At 65.1% G+C, this 17,622-nt stretch carries 18 protein-coding genes; 13 read left to right on the forward strand and 5 right to left on the reverse strand.

Going from position 1 to position 17,622, the window contains the following annotated elements:
• Positions 1–37: 37 nt before the first annotated feature.
• Positions 38–829 carry an enoyl-CoA hydratase/isomerase family protein gene (locus H5T73_08890; protein MBC7247879.1) on the reverse strand — a complete coding sequence of 264 codons (792 nt, stop codon included), beginning with the start codon at positions 827–829 and terminating at the stop codon, positions 38–40.
• A 253-nt stretch (positions 830–1,082) separates the two neighbouring features.
• Between H5T73_08890 and H5T73_08895 the strand changes: the two genes are divergently transcribed.
• The gene (locus H5T73_08895; protein ID MBC7247880.1) at positions 1,083–1,346 is read left to right on the forward strand and encodes an FmdB family transcriptional regulator; all 264 of its coding nucleotides are present in this window, start codon (positions 1,083–1,085) and stop codon (positions 1,344–1,346) included.
• Between the two features lie 40 nt (positions 1,347–1,386).
• On the opposite strand, the gene H5T73_08900 is transcribed toward H5T73_08895, so the two are convergent.
• On the reverse strand, positions 1,387–3,102 hold the full coding sequence (locus tag H5T73_08900; GenBank protein MBC7247881.1) for a TIGR04190 family B12-binding domain/radical SAM domain protein: 1,716 nt from the start codon (positions 3,100–3,102) through the stop codon (positions 1,387–1,389).
• 226 nt (positions 3,103–3,328) lie between these two features.
• Positions 3,329–3,775: a MerR family transcriptional regulator gene (locus H5T73_08905; protein MBC7247882.1), complete on the reverse strand. Its 447-nt coding sequence runs from the start codon at positions 3,773–3,775 to the stop codon at positions 3,329–3,331.
• Between the two features lie 400 nt (positions 3,776–4,175).
• Here H5T73_08905 and H5T73_08910 point away from each other — a divergent pair, with 400 nt between their 5' ends.
• From H5T73_08910 to H5T73_08965, 12 genes are all read left to right on the forward strand, one after another.
• Positions 4,176–5,474 (forward strand): DUF1015 domain-containing protein, encoded by a 1,299-nt coding sequence (locus H5T73_08910; GenBank protein MBC7247883.1) that lies wholly within the window; start codon positions 4,176–4,178, stop codon positions 5,472–5,474.
• Between the two features lie 239 nt (positions 5,475–5,713).
• The gene (locus tag H5T73_08915) at positions 5,714–6,616 is read left to right on the forward strand and encodes a MerR family transcriptional regulator (GenBank protein ID MBC7247884.1); all 903 of its coding nucleotides are present in this window, start codon (positions 5,714–5,716) and stop codon (positions 6,614–6,616) included.
• A gap of 294 nt (positions 6,617–6,910) precedes the next feature.
• Positions 6,911–7,195, forward strand: coding sequence for a (2Fe-2S)-binding protein (locus H5T73_08920; GenBank protein ID MBC7247885.1), 285 nt, complete (start codon positions 6,911–6,913; stop codon positions 7,193–7,195).
• A gap of 7 nt (positions 7,196–7,202) precedes the next feature.
• Positions 7,203–8,249 (forward strand): FAD-dependent oxidoreductase, encoded by a 1,047-nt coding sequence (locus tag H5T73_08925; GenBank protein ID MBC7247886.1) that lies wholly within the window; start codon positions 7,203–7,205, stop codon positions 8,247–8,249.
• Complete coding sequence (locus H5T73_08930; GenBank protein ID MBC7247887.1) at positions 8,237–9,115, forward strand: (2Fe-2S)-binding protein; 879 nt, start codon at positions 8,237–8,239, stop codon at positions 9,113–9,115. Before H5T73_08925 ends, H5T73_08930 begins: the two co-directional genes overlap by 13 nt.
• Positions 9,099–10,271: an FAD-binding oxidoreductase gene (locus tag H5T73_08935; protein ID MBC7247888.1), complete on the forward strand. Its 1,173-nt coding sequence runs from the start codon at positions 9,099–9,101 to the stop codon at positions 10,269–10,271. The genes H5T73_08930 and H5T73_08935 overlap by 17 nt, the downstream gene beginning before the upstream one ends.
• Before the next feature lie 282 nt (positions 10,272–10,553).
• Positions 10,554–12,089, forward strand: coding sequence for a B12-binding domain-containing radical SAM protein (locus H5T73_08940; GenBank protein MBC7247889.1), 1,536 nt, complete (start codon positions 10,554–10,556; stop codon positions 12,087–12,089).
• 76 nt (positions 12,090–12,165) lie between these two features.
• A complete protein-coding gene (locus H5T73_08945) occupies positions 12,166–13,239 on the forward strand; it encodes a zinc ribbon domain-containing protein (protein MBC7247890.1) in 1,074 nt (357 codons plus the stop codon).
• Positions 13,240–13,242: 3 nt separating this feature from the next.
• Complete coding sequence (locus H5T73_08950) at positions 13,243–13,635, forward strand: tetratricopeptide repeat protein (protein MBC7247891.1); 393 nt, start codon at positions 13,243–13,245, stop codon at positions 13,633–13,635.
• Positions 13,632–14,438: an HAD-IIA family hydrolase gene (locus H5T73_08955; protein ID MBC7247892.1), complete on the forward strand. Its 807-nt coding sequence runs from the start codon at positions 13,632–13,634 to the stop codon at positions 14,436–14,438. The genes H5T73_08950 and H5T73_08955 overlap by 4 nt, the downstream gene beginning before the upstream one ends.
• Entirely contained in the window at positions 14,435–15,154 is a 720-nt protein-coding gene (locus tag H5T73_08960; protein ID MBC7247893.1) for a class I SAM-dependent methyltransferase, read from the forward strand. The genes H5T73_08955 and H5T73_08960 overlap by 4 nt, the downstream gene beginning before the upstream one ends.
• A 17-nt stretch (positions 15,155–15,171) precedes the next feature.
• Complete coding sequence (locus H5T73_08965) at positions 15,172–15,924, forward strand: rhomboid family intramembrane serine protease (protein MBC7247894.1); 753 nt, start codon at positions 15,172–15,174, stop codon at positions 15,922–15,924.
• A 277-nt stretch (positions 15,925–16,201) separates the two neighbouring features.
• Here H5T73_08965 and H5T73_08970 read toward each other — a convergent pair whose 3' ends face one another.
• Both H5T73_08970 and H5T73_08975 read right to left on the reverse strand, forming a co-directional pair.
• A complete protein-coding gene (locus tag H5T73_08970) occupies positions 16,202–17,200 on the reverse strand; it encodes a peptidoglycan DD-metalloendopeptidase family protein (GenBank protein MBC7247895.1) in 999 nt (332 codons plus the stop codon).
• Positions 17,201–17,480: 280 nt separating this feature from the next.
• The coding region (locus H5T73_08975) for a transposase (GenBank protein ID MBC7247896.1) at positions 17,481–17,622 on the reverse strand (142 nt) is incomplete at its 5' end.

The raw sequence follows: 17,622 nt of genomic DNA on the forward strand, positions 1-17,622 counted from the left end.
CCCGGCGACCGATGAACGAGGAGTAAGCCCCTCGGCCTCAACCGCCCTTGAACTGGGGCTTCCTGTTCTCCAGGAGCGCCTGCACGGCCTCCCGGTGGTCCGCGGAAACCAGGCACAGGGTCTGGGCGATGGCTTCGAACTCCAGCGCGGTCTCCGGATCGGAATCCCAGCAGCGGTTGATGACCTGTTTGGCCAGGGCGATGCCCAGGACGGGCCCCGCGGCGAGCTCCGCGGCCAGCTTCATGGCCTCATCCATCACCTGCTCGCGCGGGCAGACGTGCTCCACCATGCCCAGGCGATGAGCTTCCGCGGCGTCTATGGTCTTGCCCGTGAAGATGATCTCCTTGGCGTGACCCAACCCGACCAGGCGGGCCAGTCGCTTGCAGGCGCCCAGGTCGGGTATGATACCGAACTTGATCTCCATGAGGTTGAACCTGGCGTCGTCGGAAGCCACGCGGATATCGCAGGCCAGGACCAGCTCCAGGGCTCCCCCGAAGGCCAGTCCGTTCACGGCGGCGATGACCGGCTTGTCCATCATCTCGTAGGCCAGGTAGGTCCCCTGCACGTCCTTGAGAAAGGTGTGTATCTGCAGGGCGGTCAACTGGCCCAGTCCCGCGAAGCTGCCCAGGTCCAGTCCGCTGGAGAAGGACTTGCCGGCGCCGGTGATCACAACCGCCCTCACCTCGGCATCGTGCTGCAGCTCGTTGGCGGCGGCGGCGAGCTCAAGGAACATGGTGGAGTTCATGGCGTTGTGGACCTCGGGACGGTTCAGGGTCAGGATCGCCACTCCCTCCCTTTTCTCTACGCACAACGTCTCGTACGATGGCATCTTCTCCCTCCTCCCGCGCATTGCCGGATATCGTATAAGGCGATTCTACAGAGATTTTGCGCCATCCACCATACTTCACCGCGAGGGCGCGGCGCGTCCTGCGGAGCCGCGCGCATAAGCCTCACCGCCGGCGGACGCTCTCTGTGCCGTGGCGCGAGCGCACGGCTTCTCGAGCCCGCCTTGCTGCCGCTGATCGAGGTCTGGCGAGGGAAGCCGAAAGACCTGCTATAATATCCACCTGGAGGTGAAAGGATTGCCCATTTACGAATACAAGTGCCCGGCATGCGGCCACCGCTTCGATCTGCTGCAGCCCATGGACGCGGAGAGGGTCGCGGAATGCGAGGAGTGCGGGGCGGAAGCCAAGCGGGTTTTCAGTCCCCGCATCGCCATACGCTACGAGGGATGGGGCTTCAACGCCACGGACAAGCTGCTGCCGGAGAGCAGCCGCGTGAAGAGGGACTTCAAGCAGCTGAGGGAGAAAGCGGACCAGCTGGTGGAGGAGGATTTCTCTCCCTGATCCATGCCCCGCGGGCAGAAGGCGTTTCGAACAGCCATCCTCAGATCCAGCCCGCCATGATGCGCAGCAGGTTGAGGCGCTTGAAGCGGCTCCCCATGAGAGGCCACGTCAACTCCTCCTTGGGCATGTAGAGCTGGCGCTGCAGCTTGAGGGCCTCTTCGCGCACCTTCGCCAGCTCGCCGAGCTGCAGCATGGGATCGGGCAAGGCCAGGATGTCGTCGACCAGCTTGAGAAGGGACACGGTGTCCCGCAGCCGCCGGTCGTTCAGCGAAGCGCGCTGCGCAGAGATGATCCCGTTCTTGCCCTTGATGGCGTTGAGCGCGATCAGCGCCTCGTAGGTGACGTCGACGATGTCCTGGCGGCTCAGCAAATCCGTTTCGTATCCCAGCATGTCCCGCCAGTGCGGCGATAGGGACGCCCGCGCGTAATCGTCGATGCTCCTATGGATGATGCGCAGGCCATAGCGCTGCGCTTCCCGATGCAGGGTGCAGCCGGGGTCGATGAAAGGGGCCACGGGGCCTATGGATGGGTTGAGGCGGGGCCCGAACTGGCGCAACAGGTACGCGCAGTACTCCACCGTCTCCATGACGGAATCCCTGCTCTGTCCGGGAAGGCCGATCATGAAGAATAGGTCGCACTTGCCGCACCCCGACTCGATCACCCAGGCGATGTTGCGCTCCAGCTCCTCGTTCCCGTATGGCTTGCCAATGGCCTCGCGCAGGGTTTCGTCGTGGGTGGCGGGCGAGATCTGGAAGTTGAAGTTGTCGAAGCTCGAGGCCACGCGGTCGAAGTATTCACGCGGTGCGGGGGCGAAGAGCTCGAAGACGAGCTGGTTCCTGGGGTTCAACTGGCTGAGCAGCTCTATGGTCTCCATGGCGTATTCCCGCCCTCCCTGCAGGAGGTCGCCCACGAGAAAGATGGGGGCGGTGGTGAACTTGCAGATGAAGCCCACGTCGGAGGCCACTTTTTCCGGGGGTCGGAAGGCGACCTGCCCGCGTCCGCAGAGGCGGGCATGCGCGCTCTCGGAACCGCCGCAGAAAACGCAATCGTACGAACATCCCCTGCAGGTCAACACCATGGTCATGGGATATCGCCACCAGTTCCAGAAGAAGCCGAGGCTCTTCCGGTCACGGTACTTTAGGGCGGAGCGTATCATGTAACGGTAGCCGTCACCGAGGTATTCGAGATTCGCCGGTACGTAGGTGAGAGGGTTTTCCACCACCTCGCCGCGGCTGTCCCTGTAGGTGAGGTTGGGTATGTCGTCGAGGGAGCCGCCGTGCATGAGCGACTCCATGAGCCTGCGCAGCGGCTCCTCCGCGGAATCACCCCTGATGACGAAGTCTACCTGCGGGTACTGCATGAGCTCGTGATGGTAAAAGGAGGCCGTGTACCCACCCAGGATGACGGGTATGTCGGGGTGCGCCTCCTTCAGCAAGCGCGAGACCTCGATGACCCCCTGGGCGTGCGTCAGCCAGTGAAAGTCGACGCCGAAAGCCCGCGGTCGCAGGCGGGACAGGAAACGGGGCACGTCGAAGCCGTCGTCCTCGAGCATGCGCTGGGCGAGGTTGACGATCCTGGTGTTTATGCCGTTGCGCTCCAGGTATTCACCCAGGAAGGCGAAACCGATGGGGTAATTCTCGAACGCGGTGGTGGAGGGCGACAGGTCGCTCAAGGGACTGGGCACGGTGGTGATGGTGCGGAAGTCGTAGACGCTGGGCGGATGCAGGAGCACCAGGTCCGGTTGCGCGAAGACCATCGTCCCACCTCGGAGGAAATGACCGCCGTCCCTCGCCTCTTATCCATCTTCCCGTTGTGTCACGGGTCTGGTCACTGGACGTAAACAACAATATAGAGGCAAAACCAGGCGCGGGCAACCCGAACGCTTGCGCACGCACGGGCACGAGCCTCGGTGATGACGGCCGTCGGCGACGGGTGATCTTGCCGGCCTTGTCGGCGCGAGCCCGGTCCAGGCCCGTTAACGTTCAGGCCTGCAACCTCTGCAGGAAGTCCTGCCGCTCGCGTGTCAGTTCCACCACGCGCGTGGAGACCTCCTCGCTGATGTCGTCCAGGGCTATGCAGAAGGCCACCTGCCCCCGGCGCAGGGTGTCGAGGAGCCTCTCGGGACCGTCGCAGATCTCGAAGATGGTGGAGCCGTCGGTGACCAGCTTGCACTCGGAGAGAGGGCGGGAGTAATCCGTGCTCTCGCGCAGGTATGCAAGGGTCTTGCGGATCTTCTGGAGGCTGATGCCCCTCGCGAGCATGCGGGCCACGGTCCTCAGCTCGACGAGGTTGCGGAAGTCGTACCCCTCGCCGCCGCGCTCGTCCCCGCTCGCGCGGAAGGGCTGTATGATGCCGGTCCGGCTCCAGTAGCGGACCTGCCGCACCGTGCAACCGCAGATACATGCCGCCTGTTCGGCGTTGAAGATCATCTCGAGCTCCCCGGCATCGGTTGGACTGACTTGTGCCTTGCGGGATGGAAACTGCAAAGATCGGCAAACATATTTTTATTACAACGCACCCGCGGGTTCAATAGGAAAGAGGAAAAACGGCGCAACTTTTTTCAATTCACCGCACCCCTTCCCGGCTGAGGACCGGTAACGTGGCTCAACGTGTCTTCCGCGGGAAGGTGTCGGCGCTGTTGCCGGCGAAATGTTGTTGAAAAGGCCACGGCGCGGGAGGGCGGCATCCGGCCGCATAACCGTCCGAAGAGGTAACGGAACGGGGTGAGAAAACTTGCATCGCGTATACAAGGATGGGCGCTTTGGTTATAATGTTGCAGATAAAGCCGGGTCAGCGACGCAGAATATGGTAAATTGTGGGAGTGAAGGCTTGGCCATACTGAGGCCCTTCAGGGGCTTGTTCTACAACAGGGAAGTGGTGGGCGATATCTCGCGGGTCATCGCACCTCCCTACGACATCATCGACGAGGCGAAGAAACAAAAGCTGCAGGAACGCTCGCCTTACAACATCGTCCGCCTCATACTTCCCCGGGACGAGGAGGAGAAGGCGTTCTGGAACACCTCGGCGGCCGTCTACCGCGCCTGGAAAAGGGGCGAGGTGCTGTTGCGCGACGAGGCGCCCTGCCTTTACCTGCATTGCCAGACCTTCGCCTCGCCCCAGGGAAGGATCACCCGCACGGGCATCATCGGCGCCCTCAGGTGCATGGAGCTGGGGCCCCGCGGGGTACTCCCGCACGAGATGACCTTTCCCCGCACGCGCTCGCAGAGACTTTACCTGTTGAGGTCATGCCGCGCCAATTTCAGCCAGGTCTTCATGGTCTTCCGCGACGGCGAGGAGGATGTCCGGCAGGCGCTCGACGACGTCACCACCCGCCCCCCCTTCGTCGAGTTCGTCGACGACGAGGGAGTGGAACACCGGATGTGGCGGGTGGAGGATACCGGGGAGATAGTGAGGATAGCGGGAGCGTTGCGGGCCGGGAACCTCATCATAGCGGACGGGCATCACCGCTATGAGACCGCGCTGGCGTTCAGCAAGGAGGATCCCACGATCAGGGATCCCGGCCACCCCTGCAAGTTCGTCTCGGCGACCCTGGTGCGCTCGCAAGACCCCGGCCTGGTGATCCTTCCCGTGCACCGCGTCCTGAAGAAGCTCCACCTTCCCCTGGAGGAGACATACCGCAGGCTGGAAAGGTACTTCGAGCTCCAGGTCGTGCAGGGGAACGCGGCCGAAAGGCGGGGATCGCTCGCGGCGGACCTGCAGCGGGAGGGAAGGGCGCGCTTTATCATGGTCACCGGCAGGGAGATCATGCGCCTTGTGCTGCGCAGGGGGGTGGTTCCCGCACGGGAGATAGAGGGCAAGGAGAGCCGGAGGTGGAAGGAGCTCGACATATCCATCCTCCACGCGCTCGTCCTCAAGGAGGTCATGGGGTTGCAGCCGGAGAGGCTGGCGGAGAACGGCGAGCTCTCCTTCACCCCCTGGGAAAGCGAGGCCCTCGACCAGGTGTCCTCGGCCAAGGCCTCCGTCGCGTTCCTGGTGCGCCCCACGCGCATGGAGGACATCTGGGAGATCGCCTCGGCGGGAGAGAGGATGCCCCACAAGAGCTCCTATTTCTATCCCAAGCTCCCCTCCGGCCTCGTGATATACGACCACGAGTCGGCGTTTTCCTGATGCGAACCGCCGTTACGGGGGTCGCACCGGGAAGAGGTTCCTGCGCTCGGAGTGTCGCCGTCCGCGGGAGGTTCGGTTTTCGGGGAGGCGGTCCGTGCAAAGCGACGGCAGATCCGGCGGGGGAGGCTTGCCTTTTTGAAATGATAATCTATACTTAACATATGCCGGCGAAAAAGAAGGTATCCGGGAAGAAGAAAGCGCCAAGCGCGAAACGCGGGGAGCCGGACACGCGGAACCTGATGAAGGTATCCCAGGTGGCACGCGCGACCGGCGTATCAACTTCGGCCATCAACTACTACGTGCGCATAGGGCTCCTGCCGCCGCCGATGAAGACCCACCGCAACATGGCCTATTACGACCCCTCCTACATCCAGATGATCAACTACATAAGGAGACTGCAGCTGCAGAAGCACCTCCCCCTGGAGAAGATCAAGGAGATCATGGCGGCTAAGATCGAGATCTGGAGGCAGATGGACAGCGAGGCCCCGGCGGAGAAGCCGCAGGGGGCCGCCCGCTCGGGCAGGGCGAAGAAGGCGGAGACCAGGGAGAAGATCATGGCCGCGGGGATCCGCCTCTTCTCGCGCCAGGGGTATCACAACACCACCGAGAGGGATATCATCGCGGCCGCAAAGGTGTCGGCCGCCGACTTCTACGAGCTCTATTCCGGGAAAGAGGAGTTGCTCCTCGACCTCGCGGAGGAAGGCGTCAACATCTTCCGGTCCAGGGTGGCCGAGAGGATAGCCTCCGTGGACGACATGCTGGAGCGTATCAGGATAGCCATCCCCGTGGCCTTCAAGCTCATCGTGGAAAACAGGGAGATCTACAACCTCTACCTCGAGGGGGCGGTGCTGGGGGAGCCCTCCTTCGAGAAGAAGCTCTCGCAGATGACGGTGACCATCGCCGAGGACCTGAGAAGGACCATCGCCCGGGGGGTGCGGGACGGCACCATCCGCGAGGTCAACCCCGAGATCGCCGCCCATGCCATCGTGGGCCAGCTGGTGCGCCTGGCCAATTACTGGATGGAAGCTCCGCTGAAGCGCAACATCGACGAGATAACCAGGGAGGCCGTGGACCTGGTCACCCGTTCCCTGTCTCCCGACAGGGTAAGGGGGACCCGTTCCACCGCGGGCCGAAAGGGCTGAGCAGCGCTGCCCTCCGCCGACGCGTCGCTTTCGCCGGCGCACCCCGCGCTTTAAATCGGAGAGAATATCCACGGCATCCGCTTCCGCGCGCACTTGAGAAAAGGACGGCCGCCTGCTGTATCATCGTGTGCAGAAAGCGCGGGGGGAGGCGGCGCTTTCCGGGGGGGCGGATTCGGGCGGGGGAAAGGCGCGCACCGCAGCAGGAAGCGGAGCGGGAACGAGTAGGCGAGCGTAAACGGGAAAAGGGAGGTTGCCTTGGACCTCAGGGTCAAGCGGCACCCCGTCCTCGGCGACATGGTCGCGGGGGAGGAGGTGACCATCTTCGTGGACGGCAGGAGGGTCACCGCGCGGGCGGGGGAACCCGTGGCCGCGGCCCTTTACGCCGCGGGCATAAGGACAACGCGCTTTTCGCGCCGAAGAGGCGAGGCAAGGGGGCCTTTCTGCATGGTCGGCCGCTGCACGGAGTGCGTGATGACCGTGGACGGGGTGGAGAACGTGCGTACCTGCACGACGCCGGTGCGCGACGGCATGAGGGTGGAGACGCCGGGAGGTCGCAGGCATGGCCCTTCCGGTGCATGAACACCCCATGGTGGTCGTGGGAGCCGGGCCGGCCGGCCTCTGCGCCGCCCTGGAGGCGGCACAGGCGGGCGTGCGGGCGCTGGTGCTGGACGAGAACGAACGCGGCGGCGGGCAGCTCCACAAGCAGATCCACCGCTTTTTCGGTTCCCGCCATCACGGTGCGGGAAAGCGCGGCTTCGAGATAGCGCGCGAGCTGATGGAGGACTGCGCGAGGGCCGGGGTGGAGGTCAGGCTTTCCTCGGCGGTGCTCGGCTGCTTTCGCACGGGAGAGCTGCTGGTGGACGGGCCGCAGGGGGTTTACGTACTGAGGCCGCGGGCCACCGTTATCGCGACCGGCGCCTCCGAGAAGAGCTTTCCCTTCCCGGGATGGACGCTGCCGGGCGTGATGGGGGCGGGGGCCGCGCAGACCCTGGTAAACCTGCACGGCGTGTTGCCGGGAAGAAGGGTCCTCATGGTGGGGGCGGGGAACGTCGGCCTTATCGTGGCCTACCAGTTGCTCCAGGCGGGAGCGGAGGTGGTGGGTGTTGTTGAGGCGGAGGGGGAGGTCTCCGGTTACGAGGTGCACCTGCAGCGCGTGCGGCGGGAGGGGGTGCCCGTCTACCTGCGCCACCGCCTCCTGGCGGCGGAGGGCGGCGAGGGAGTCGAGGCGGCGCTGGTGGAATCCCTGGACGACGGGGGCGTGAAGCGCTTTCGCGTTGACGCCCTCTGCCTCGCGGTGGGCCTCGCCCCACAGGCGGAACTGGCGGCCATGCGCGGGTGTCGCATCTCCTACGCCGGCGAGCTGGGCGGTTTCCTGCCCTGGCATGACCGGGACATGCGCACCAGCGCGCCGGGGGTTTACGTGGCCGGGGACGCCGCGGGGGTGGAGGAGGCCTCCGTGGCCATGGACGAAGGCAGGCTCGCCGCCGTCTCGGCGGCGGAGGACCTCGGCGTCCTGGATGCAGCGGAGGCAGCGGCGATAAAGAGCGCCCTGCTCGCGCGACTGGAGGGCTTGCGCGGGGGGCCCTCCGCCCGCAGCAAGAGGGCGGCGAAGGCCAGGTTATGCTCCGGCTGAGGAAGACCGGGACGGTGGACATGGGAAGGTCGAGCGGGAAGGGAAAGGGTGCGGACGGCGGAAGGCCCCGGGAGGGCGGGGAGAGCCTTGCGGGCGGCCACGGGGACTGGGCGAGGGCCTGGGAGGTCTCGCGGCGCAAGGCGGTGGCCGTGATCGACTGCCGCCAGGAGATCCCCTGCAACCCCTGCGAGACCGCATGCAGCAAGGGGGCCATCAGGGTGGGGGAGGACATCTGTGCACTACCAGTGAGCGACCCGGAGGCCTGTGACGGTTGCGGGCGCTGCGTCGCTGTATGCCCCGGGATGGCCGTGTTTCTGCTCGACCGTCGTGCCGGCGGGGGGATGGCGGCAGTGACCGTGCCTTACGAGATGGGAGAGGAGCCGCGAGCCGGAGAGGAGGCCCGGGCGGTGGACGGGGAGGGAAAGGAGCTGGGGAAGGGGAAGATATTGAAGGTGACGGCGGCGGGAGGAACGGCGGCAACCAAGCTGGTGACGCTCGAGGTCCCGGAAGAGTGGGCCCTAAAGGTAAGGGGAGTGAGGCTCCGAGAAATCTTCATAGAAGAAGCCGAGGAGGTGGAGGGTTACCGCGGCGCCGGGGATTGCATAGTGTGCCGCTGCGAGGAGATAGTCCGCTCCGAAGTAGAGGAGACGGCTGGTCACGGATTTCGTTCCCTCGCCGCGCTGCGCAGGGCGTCACGCGTAGGGCTCGGTTACTGCCAGGGGAGGTTCTGCCTGGAGCCGCTGCGCCGGGAGCTGGCGGAAAAGAGCGGGCGCACGGTGGAAGAGCTGGGTTTCGGAAGCCCGAGACCCCCGCTCCGCCCGGTAAGATTGAGTCGTTTAGGGGGAGGAGATGTCCGAGATACTTAGTTCCGAGGTGGTGATCATCGGTGGAGGCGTCATCGGGGCCGCCACCGCGTACTTCCTTTGCAAGGAGGGCGCTGAGGTCATGGTGGTCGAGGCGGAAGACCTCGCTTCCGGGGCCTCCGGGGCGTGCGACGGTTTCGTTTCCCTGCAGACCAAGATGCCGGGCAGCCACCTCAAGCTGGCCCTGGAGAGCGCGCAGCTATTCCCCTCCCTGGCGGAGGACCTGGAGGTTGACATCGAGTACAACCCCTGCGGCGGCATCATGCTGGCCACGTCCCAGGAGCAGATGAAGGAGCTGCGCGCGAGGGCCAAGGCGCTGAAGTCGGCGGGCCTCGAGGTGGAGATGCTCTCCGCCGCGGAGTTGAAGGAATACCTCCCCGAGGTGGGAAAGACGGTCAAGGGAGGTTCGTTCTGTCCCGGTGACGCGCAGGTGAACCCAATATCGCTCACCCTGGGGTTGGCGCAGAAGGCGCAGGAGATGGGTGCCACCATACTGCGGGGCTGCCGGGTGGAGAACATCGTGGTCACCAACAACCGGGTGAGGGAGGTGCACACCACGGCGGGAAACATCCACTCGCGGCGCGTTGTCTGCGCGGCGGGGATCGGTTCCAACCAGATAGGGAAGATGATCATCGTGGACGTTCCCGTGCTCCCCCAGAGGGGGCAGATACTCGTGACCGAGCAGCGCGACCCCGTCCTCAAGACCATTGTCTCGGGAGCCGAATACCTGGGCACGAAGGCAAACATCCCGGAGTTGCTCCCGGAGGACGAGGAGGCGGCCAGGCTGGGGCTGGGCTTTACGGCGGAGCAGGCTGCGAGCGGCAACATCCTCCTGGGGAGCACGCGCGAGTTCGTCGGTTTCGACAACAGCACCACTCCCGAGGCCATGAACGCCATCGCGCGGAACGCCATGCGCTTCCTGCCCTGGGTGGAGGACCTGGACGTCATACGCAGCTTCGCCGGCCTGCGGCCCTGCTCTCCTGACGGACTGCCCATCCTGGGGACGGTGAAGGGGGTGAGGGGTTTCTACCTGGCGACCGGGCACGCGGGGGACGGGATATGCCTGGCTCCCATCACCGGGAAGCTCCTGAGCGAACTGGTGCTGGACGGAGAGACGAGCCTGGACATCGAGCCGTTCTCCCTTTACCGCTTCAAGTGAGGCGCGGGGTCGGGGGGCGGCGCGCAGGTGAACCCGGTCGTGGCGTTGCACCGCGGCTTCCTCTCTTGTGAACATCCGGCAAGGCGCAGGGCGGCCGCTCATGCGCCGGAAACGGCGGATGGGGTAATATTTTAAGCGTGGGGTCACGGACGCGCATCGCGTGGCGTGGCGCGAAGCGCGCGAGGCGCGCCGCGGGCGGAGTGCGAGGTCTGCGCCGCGTGAGCATGGCAGCGAGGAAAGGCAAGGCCCTGCGGGGCCGACCGTCATGCGAGGAAGGATGACTTGAAGGTACTTTTCGTCTACCCGGATTACAAGATCAACGTGGACCCGGGCAGCGGCCGCATGCTGGGCGTGGAGGAGGGCGGCTGGTACATGGAGGGGGTGGCGAGCCTTTCCGCCGTGCTCAAGGAGGCGGGACACGAGGTGTCGCTCTACCATCTTACCTCCCCGGCGGAGAGGGGAGACTTCCAGAAGACCCTGCGACGGGAGGGCCCCGACCTGCTTGGTTTCGTCACCATGACCAGGGAATATCCCCAGGTGAGGGAATACGTGCTCTGGGCCAAGGATTGCCTGGACGTCCCCGTGATATGCGGGAGCTATCATCCCACCACCCTGCCCGAGGAGGTCATCGCCACGGAAGGTGTGGACATGATCTGCCGCGGGGAGGGTGAGGAGGCATTGCTCGAGCTGGTGAAGAAGATGGACGCCGGGGAGGATTACCGCGACACCGCGAGCATCTGGGTGAAAGATGGCGGGGAGGTGCGTCGCAACCCGGTGCGGCCCCTCATCGAGGACATTGACGTCCTGCCCCTGCCGGACTTCGCCGTCTTCGATTTCTCCCGGCTCTTATCCACCCGCATCAACACGGGGGTGGTAATCCTCTCCCGGGGCTGCCCCTACAGCTGCACCTATTGCTCCAACAAGAAGATGCGCGACATCTATCCCAACAAGAACCGTTACTCGCGCTTCCACAGCCCGGAATACAGCATCGAGTACCTGAAAAAGCTCCTCGCGGTTTACCCCGGTATACGCTACCTGAACTTCCGCGACGACATCCTCCCCTGGAAGGACGGCTGGCTGGAGAGGTTCACCACGCTTTACCGCAGGGAGATAAACCTGCCCTTCATATGCAATTACCGCGCCAACCTGGTCACCCCGGAGATCGTGCGCATGCTGCGGGAGGCGGGTTGCTACCAGATGTTCTTCGGCGTCGAGAGCGGCAACGACTTCATCCGCAACCAGGTGCTGAACCGGCACATGTCGCGGGAGAAGATAGTGGCGGCATTTGCCGCCTGCCGCGAGGCGGGCATCAAGACGGTGGCCTACAACATGGTCGGCCTGCCCTACGAGGACAAGTCCCGGGTCCTGGACACCATCAAGCTCAACGCCGAGATAGGGGCGGACCATTCCCTGAGCCCCATCTACTATCCCTACCCGGACACGGCGCTTTTCGAGACGGCCGTGAAGGAGGGATGGGTGCCTCCCGTTTACGACTACCGCGAGGACCGCTACGTCGACCAACCCACCCTGCCGCGCGACCAGCTTTACTTCGCGCGCTATTATTTCCGTCCCTTCGTGCGCCTGTACCGCGCCATGGGGAAGCTGCCGGCAAGGGTTGCCGCGCCGCTGGAAAGAATGACGGACCGGCTTTTCGTCAGCCCGCATCTGCCCCATGCCTTCCTGGTGTGGCTGGCGCGTTCCCTGGAGAGAACGCGAAACCGGCTCAAGGAGCAGCTAAGCCGTCGGGCGCCGGGGCTTTACCTCTTCGTGCGCGATCGCGTGCGGGGCGTGTCCCGCCGCGGGAGGGGGGACGGGTGATGGCCCCGCGGGAAGGTGGGATCGTGCGTGCGCGGATCATGCGCGCGGGAGCGTCTTCTGTCGCACGGAGGCCGTCATGGCTAACTGCGTGAGCTGCGGACGGGAGATAGAACCGGGCACCCTCTTCTGCGAGCAGTGCTACGCGAAGATGAAGGGAAGGCGGGGCCCGCTGCGCCGCGTCGAGGGGGGCGCGGAGGGAGGCTCCACCGCCGAGGTCGGGGGCGTGGCGCGCGAGGGGCCCGCCACCGCCGGCGGAGCGGCGACAAGAAGGGCCAGCGGCACGCTCACCCCGGCTTCCCAGAAGAAGGTAGTATCCCTGCGGCCGGAGCTGGAGAGGGAGCGCAAGGAAAAACATGGCAAGAGCGGGAAGAGGTTCACCATCACCATCACCTTCAGCGAGAGGACCTACGAGATGCTCTCGCGTCTCGGGCGCGGCAAGAAGGCGCGAGGGGGGGCTGACGGGCCGGCGGCGGGAGAGGGCGGGAAGGCCGCCTCGCCCGCAAAGGGCAGGTCGGCGAGTGCACGGAGGGGACCGCACGGCAGGCCGGCGCTGAAGGCTGTGGAGGGGAGGACCGGTAGAGGAGGGGGCGGGAGGGCCGTGGCGAAAGGGTTCATGGGCTGGATAGCGAAACGGGAGAGGAAGTGGGACAGGATGGATTATGCCGCGCTGCTGCTGGCGACCGCGGCGGCCGTCCTTATCCTCGCGTTGTCCTTCGCGGGATGGGTGCGGGTGAGCTGGGGCGCGGCGGATGGGCCGGCTGCATACGTTGTCTCTATCGAGGGGGTGGACCTGGGGGTCCTCACCTATTTGATCATCGTACTGGCAGTGGCAGCCCTGCTCTACATCCCCGCGGCTTGGCGCCTTGAGCGGTGGTTGCGCGGCCTGGACTTCGGAGTGGTGCTGTTGCTGGCGGGATTACTGATAATCGTGCTCTTCTACGCCGACATCGCGTCCAACCAGAGGATATTCGACATCGCCTACCGCCTGGCGAACCAGAGAGGCATATATCCCGAGGGGGTGCTGGTGCAGCGGGAGACCATGGCCGCCGCGTACCTCATGGCCCTCATGGGGGTGCTCATGGCCTTCTCCGGGCTTGTGCGCCTCTCCGAGCGCAGGGAAGCGGGGGCGAAGGCGGGCGGAGGAGGGTGAGGCATGACCGAGGGAGAGAGCGCCTATGAGCTCCTGCAGGAGGCGCGCCGGCTGCTGGGCCAGCGCAAGGCGGCGCAGGCGGCCCTGTTGCTTGAAAGGGCCAAGGTCCTGGAGCCGCGGCGGGGATCCATAGTGGAAGCACTGGGCATAGCGTACTACAACAGCGGGCGGCACGAGCAGGCCTGCCGCGAGTTCGAGGAGGCCCTGGAGATAGACCCCACCAACCATTACGCGCGTTTCGGGCTGGGAAGGTGCCTGCATCGCGCCGGCCGCCTGCAGCAGGCGATAGGGCAGGTTAAGCTGGCGGCGGCCATGGCTCCCGAGATGGAGCTGTACGGCGAGACCCTGCGCCGCCTGCAGCGCGAGCTCGGGGCGTGCGGAGGAACAGGCACATGAATCCCCGCAGCCGCACCTCGCCCCTGGCGAGATACGACGTGCTCCTCATGGACATGGACGGCGTGCTATACCTGCACAACGAGCCCATAGCGGACGCGGTGCGCTTCGTGTCCGCGGTGCGCGGGATGGGGAAGGCGATACTCTTTCTCACCAACAACTCGAAGTACACGCGCGGCGAGTACAGGAAGAAGCTCGAGGCCATGGGCATACCATCCCGCGAGGAGGAAATCCTCACCTCGGCGGGGGCGACGGCGCAGTATCTCGTGGAGAACCACGACCTGGAGGGACGGTCGGCCTTCCTTATCGGCGGCGAGGGTCTGTACGAGGAGGTGGGGAGGACGGGCCTGCGCCTGCTGGCGGGCGAGGAGGGGAGCACGGCCGACTACGTCATCGTCGGCTGGGACACGGAGCTAACCTACGAGAAGCTGCGCATCGCGTGTCTCGCGTTGCACCGGGGCGCTGCCTTCATCGGGACCAACGCCGACGCGACCTTCCCGTCCCCGGAGGGGTTGTGGCCGGGGGCGGGGGCCATACTGGCCGCGCTGGAGAAGGCGGCGGGCAGGGAAGCGCTGGTGGTGGGCAAGCCCAATCTCTACATGATGCAGGCCGCGCTGCACGTCTCGGGAGGACGCCCGGACCGCACCCTGATGGTGGGAGACCGGCTGGAGACGGATGTTCTGGGGGGATGGCGCGCCGGCCTCGATACCTGCCTGGTGCTCACCGGCGTCTCGAAAAGGGAGGACCTGGAGGGTTACCGCCCCCAGCCCGACCTGGTGGTGGAGAGCCTCGGGGAGCTGCTATGAACGTGGTTGCGGCAAGGGAATGGACGCGCGAACTGCACCGGCGGTGGGTTCCGGGGGCGCCGGACGGACATGCGGCGTACGCAGCGCTCCTTTCGGAACTCTGCCCCGAGGGAGGACGCGTGCTCGACCTCGGCTGCGGCAGTGAGGCCTTCCTCTCCTTTCTCCTTCCCCGCGCCGAGATCATAGGCGTCGATCGAGATGAGGTCTCCGGGCCCTACCATGCCTACCTTCGCGCCGACCTCGAGGGTGGGATCCCCCTGGGGGACGAGAGCGTGGACCTCGCTGCCTGTAAGTTCCTCCTCGAGCATATCCAAGAGCCCGGGCGCCTGCTGAGAGAGGTGCGTCGCGTGCTCAGGCCGGGAGGTCACCTGGTGATCATGACCCCCAACGTCCTCTACTATCCCTACGCCGCAAACCTCGTCCTCTCGCGCTTGCTGCCCCAGGAGTGGCGCATGGGCCTGGTCGGTAGGTTGACGGGACGGGGCAGCGATGAGGTCTACCCCGTCCATTACCGCTGCAACACGCCGCGTCGCGTGCGCAGGGAGCTCGCGGATGCCGGCTACGAGTTGCTCTGCCTGGATACCTACGGGGACTGCCTGGTGAGCGCCTTCTGCCGTACGGCGGGACTGATCGCGGTGGCCTACGAGGCGGCGGCCGTGCGCCGCGGGTGGCGCGCCGCCGGGGGCTTCATAGTGGCGGCGGGACGCCGCGCGTGAGCGGGAAGGAGGCGGCATTGATCCCACTTTACGACCGCAACCCCACCCGCCGTGCACCAGTCGTCACCATGGGGCTCATACTGGCCAACCTGGCCGTTTTCCTCTACATGCTCGTACTCACGGGAACGCGCCTCGACCTCTTCTTCTACCGCTATTCCGTTGTGCCCTGGGAGATCGTGCACGGCGCCCGGCTGCCCCTGGGGGCGCTGCAGCAGGTATTCGGTTACCCCGTGTCGGCCGTCCCCTCCAAGCAGGTCTACCTGCCCCTCCTGACCTCCATGTTCCTCCACGACGGGTGGCTGCACATCCTTGGAAACATGCTCTACCTATGGATATTCGGCAACAACGTGGAGGACGTCATGGGCCATGTCCCATTCCTCTTCTTTTACCTGGTGTGCGGGGTGGGCGGGACCCTCGCCCACGTCGCCGTCTATCCGCAGAGCATCACTTTCCTGCTGGGGGCGAGCGGGGCCATCTCCGGGGTCCTGGGGGCATACCTGCTCCTCTACCCCAGGGCCACCATTTACACGCTCTTCATCTTCTTCATCGTGCCCATACCAGCCTTCGTTGTCATCGGGTTCTGGATAGCGCTGCAGTTCGTCGAGGGCGTCACCTCCGCCGTGGGCGGCGTCTCCGCCGGCACCGCGTGGTTCGCTCACCTGGGAGGCGTGGCATTGGGCCTCATCCTCACCTCCGTCTTCCTGCCCGCCCTGCGGCGCCGCCGCGATGTCCTGCTGGCCATGCCCCCGCGACACTGGTTCCAGGGCTGAACGCCGTCCGCCCCACCGACTTTCGTGAAATGGCCCCGCGCCCGGCATCATCCCCTTTCCCGCGAAGGATCTCACGGTCGCGGCGTGGGCATGCGGAAGGGGCCCGGCGGACGGAGTTGCGAGCGCGACGGGATAAGGGGGATCCTTGGCTTGGTGCCGGTCACGTGATGCCCCCGGAACCTCTCCGGGCGAACATGCAGGTACGAGGATTCGGGGGATCCTTGGCCCGGTGCCGGTCGCACCCGGGTGTGCGGCGGTCGGTGTTTCACGGCCGTCCTCAACGGTAGGCGGCGAGGAGTATGGGGTAGGGGTTGACGGCGGGCCCGCCGCCGGGGTGGAACTCGAAATGCAGGTGGGGAGGGCCGCCGACGGCGTTTCCGGTATCTCCCACGTAACCGATGACCGTTCCGGCGCTCACGTGTCCGGTGGCCTCGAAGCGCTGCAGGTGCATGTAGTAATATACGTTGCCGTCATCGCCGACCAGCCTCACGTACAGGCCCGCGTTCTTTCCCTCCCCCTGGTAAACCGTGCCGGACACGCAGGCAACGCAGGGCGTGCCCATGGCGGCGAAGATGTCGTTGCCCTGGTGGAGGTGGCCGGTGCGGGGCGCGTGCCAGTCGTTGGAGAAGGAACACGGTCCCTGTACCGGGAAGACGAAGTTCCCGATGGGGGTGCTGCGCGGCGTGCCGTAGTACATCCCCTGGGTCAGCAACTCGAGGATCTCCTTGTTCAGGCTGTCGAGGAGCTTCTGCTGCTCCTGCAGGGAGGCCTCCAGGGCCTGGCGCTTGGCGTTCACGTTGGCGAGGGTCTGCATCTGCTGATTCTCCTTCTCCTCGAGCATCCTCTGTTTCTCGCTGATCTCCTCGCGCAGCCGCTTCACCTCGCTGTAGACCTGGAAGTCGCGGTTCCCGATGTAGGAAAAGAAGTCATAACGGGTGAGGAAGTCGTCAAGGCTGGTGGATTCCAGGAGCAGTTCCATGGAGCTCACCTCGCCTGACTTGTATATCGATCGCAACCTCTCGTTGAGGATGGTGCGGGCACGCTTGTAGTCGCGATGTGCCTTTTCCAGTTCTTCCCTGTTGCGCTCCACCTCGCCCCGTATGAGCTCGTAAGCGTCCTTGGCGGCGTTGTATTCCTGGGCCAGTCGCTGGGATTCCGCCTTCATGGCCTCCATCTCTCTTCGCACCCTTTCCGCTTCGGCCTGCTTCTCCTGCAGGGTGGCGGAGGGGGAAAGGGGAGCGGGCAGGAGAAGCAAGAGAGCGGTTAACGCGGCCAAGGCGACGGCCCCGCGGGCCGCCGGCCTGACCCCGCGGCGTTTCTCTCCTGCGGACTGCGAGCGACGCATGTTCTCTCCCGCCCTCCTGTGCCTTCCTGTTCTATGATCCCGCCTCACGTTCCGCGAGACCCCCTTGCAGTATCATTTAACCACAACACCATGACTGATGAGAAACCCGGGCCTCCGGGCTCCTCATCACCGGCGCCTGCTTGTTGAACTTGCGATTTATTGTTATTAAATCATACTATTGTTAATATTGTCAACTTGTTGTGCTGGTTCACTACATGGTGAACACTCCATCCCTATCCTTGCTCTCCTCCATCCACGCCTTCAGGAACTCCATGGGGGTGAGATAACCCAGGCTCTGGTGTGGTCTCACGTAATTGTACACGTAATTCCATCTGCAAAGGATCTCGTTGAGC

The organism is Actinomycetota bacterium, assembly GCA_014360655.1.
In the GTDB taxonomy this organism is placed as follows: Bacteria; Actinomycetota; Geothermincolia; order Geothermincolales; family RBG-13-55-18; genus JACIXC01.

Excerpts from the sequence above, each read along its gene's own strand:
- H5T73_08890 (MBC7247879.1), bottom strand. The coding sequence starts at position 829 with ATGCCATCGTACGAGACGTTGTGCGTAGAGAAAAGGGAGGGAGTGGCG.
- H5T73_08900 (MBC7247881.1), bottom strand. The coding sequence starts at position 3,102 with ATGGTCTTCGCGCAACCGGACCTGGTGCTCCTGCATCCGCCCAGCGTC.
- H5T73_08905 (MBC7247882.1), bottom strand. The coding sequence starts at position 3,775 with ATGATCTTCAACGCCGAACAGGCGGCATGTATCTGCGGTTGCACGGTG.
- H5T73_08915 (MBC7247884.1), top strand. The coding sequence starts at position 5,714 with ATGAAGGTATCCCAGGTGGCACGCGCGACCGGCGTATCAACTTCGGCC.
- H5T73_08920 (MBC7247885.1), top strand. The coding sequence starts at position 6,911 with ATGGTCGCGGGGGAGGAGGTGACCATCTTCGTGGACGGCAGGAGGGTC.
- H5T73_08925 (MBC7247886.1), top strand. The coding sequence starts at position 7,203 with ATGGTGGTCGTGGGAGCCGGGCCGGCCGGCCTCTGCGCCGCCCTGGAG.
- H5T73_08930 (MBC7247887.1), top strand. The coding sequence starts at position 8,237 with ATGCTCCGGCTGAGGAAGACCGGGACGGTGGACATGGGAAGGTCGAGC.
- H5T73_08935 (MBC7247888.1), top strand. The coding sequence starts at position 9,099 with ATGTCCGAGATACTTAGTTCCGAGGTGGTGATCATCGGTGGAGGCGTC.
- H5T73_08945 (MBC7247890.1), top strand. The coding sequence starts at position 12,166 with ATGGCTAACTGCGTGAGCTGCGGACGGGAGATAGAACCGGGCACCCTC.
- H5T73_08950 (MBC7247891.1), top strand. The coding sequence starts at position 13,243 with ATGACCGAGGGAGAGAGCGCCTATGAGCTCCTGCAGGAGGCGCGCCGG.
- H5T73_08955 (MBC7247892.1), top strand. The coding sequence starts at position 13,632 with ATGAATCCCCGCAGCCGCACCTCGCCCCTGGCGAGATACGACGTGCTC.
- H5T73_08960 (MBC7247893.1), top strand. The coding sequence starts at position 14,435 with ATGAACGTGGTTGCGGCAAGGGAATGGACGCGCGAACTGCACCGGCGG.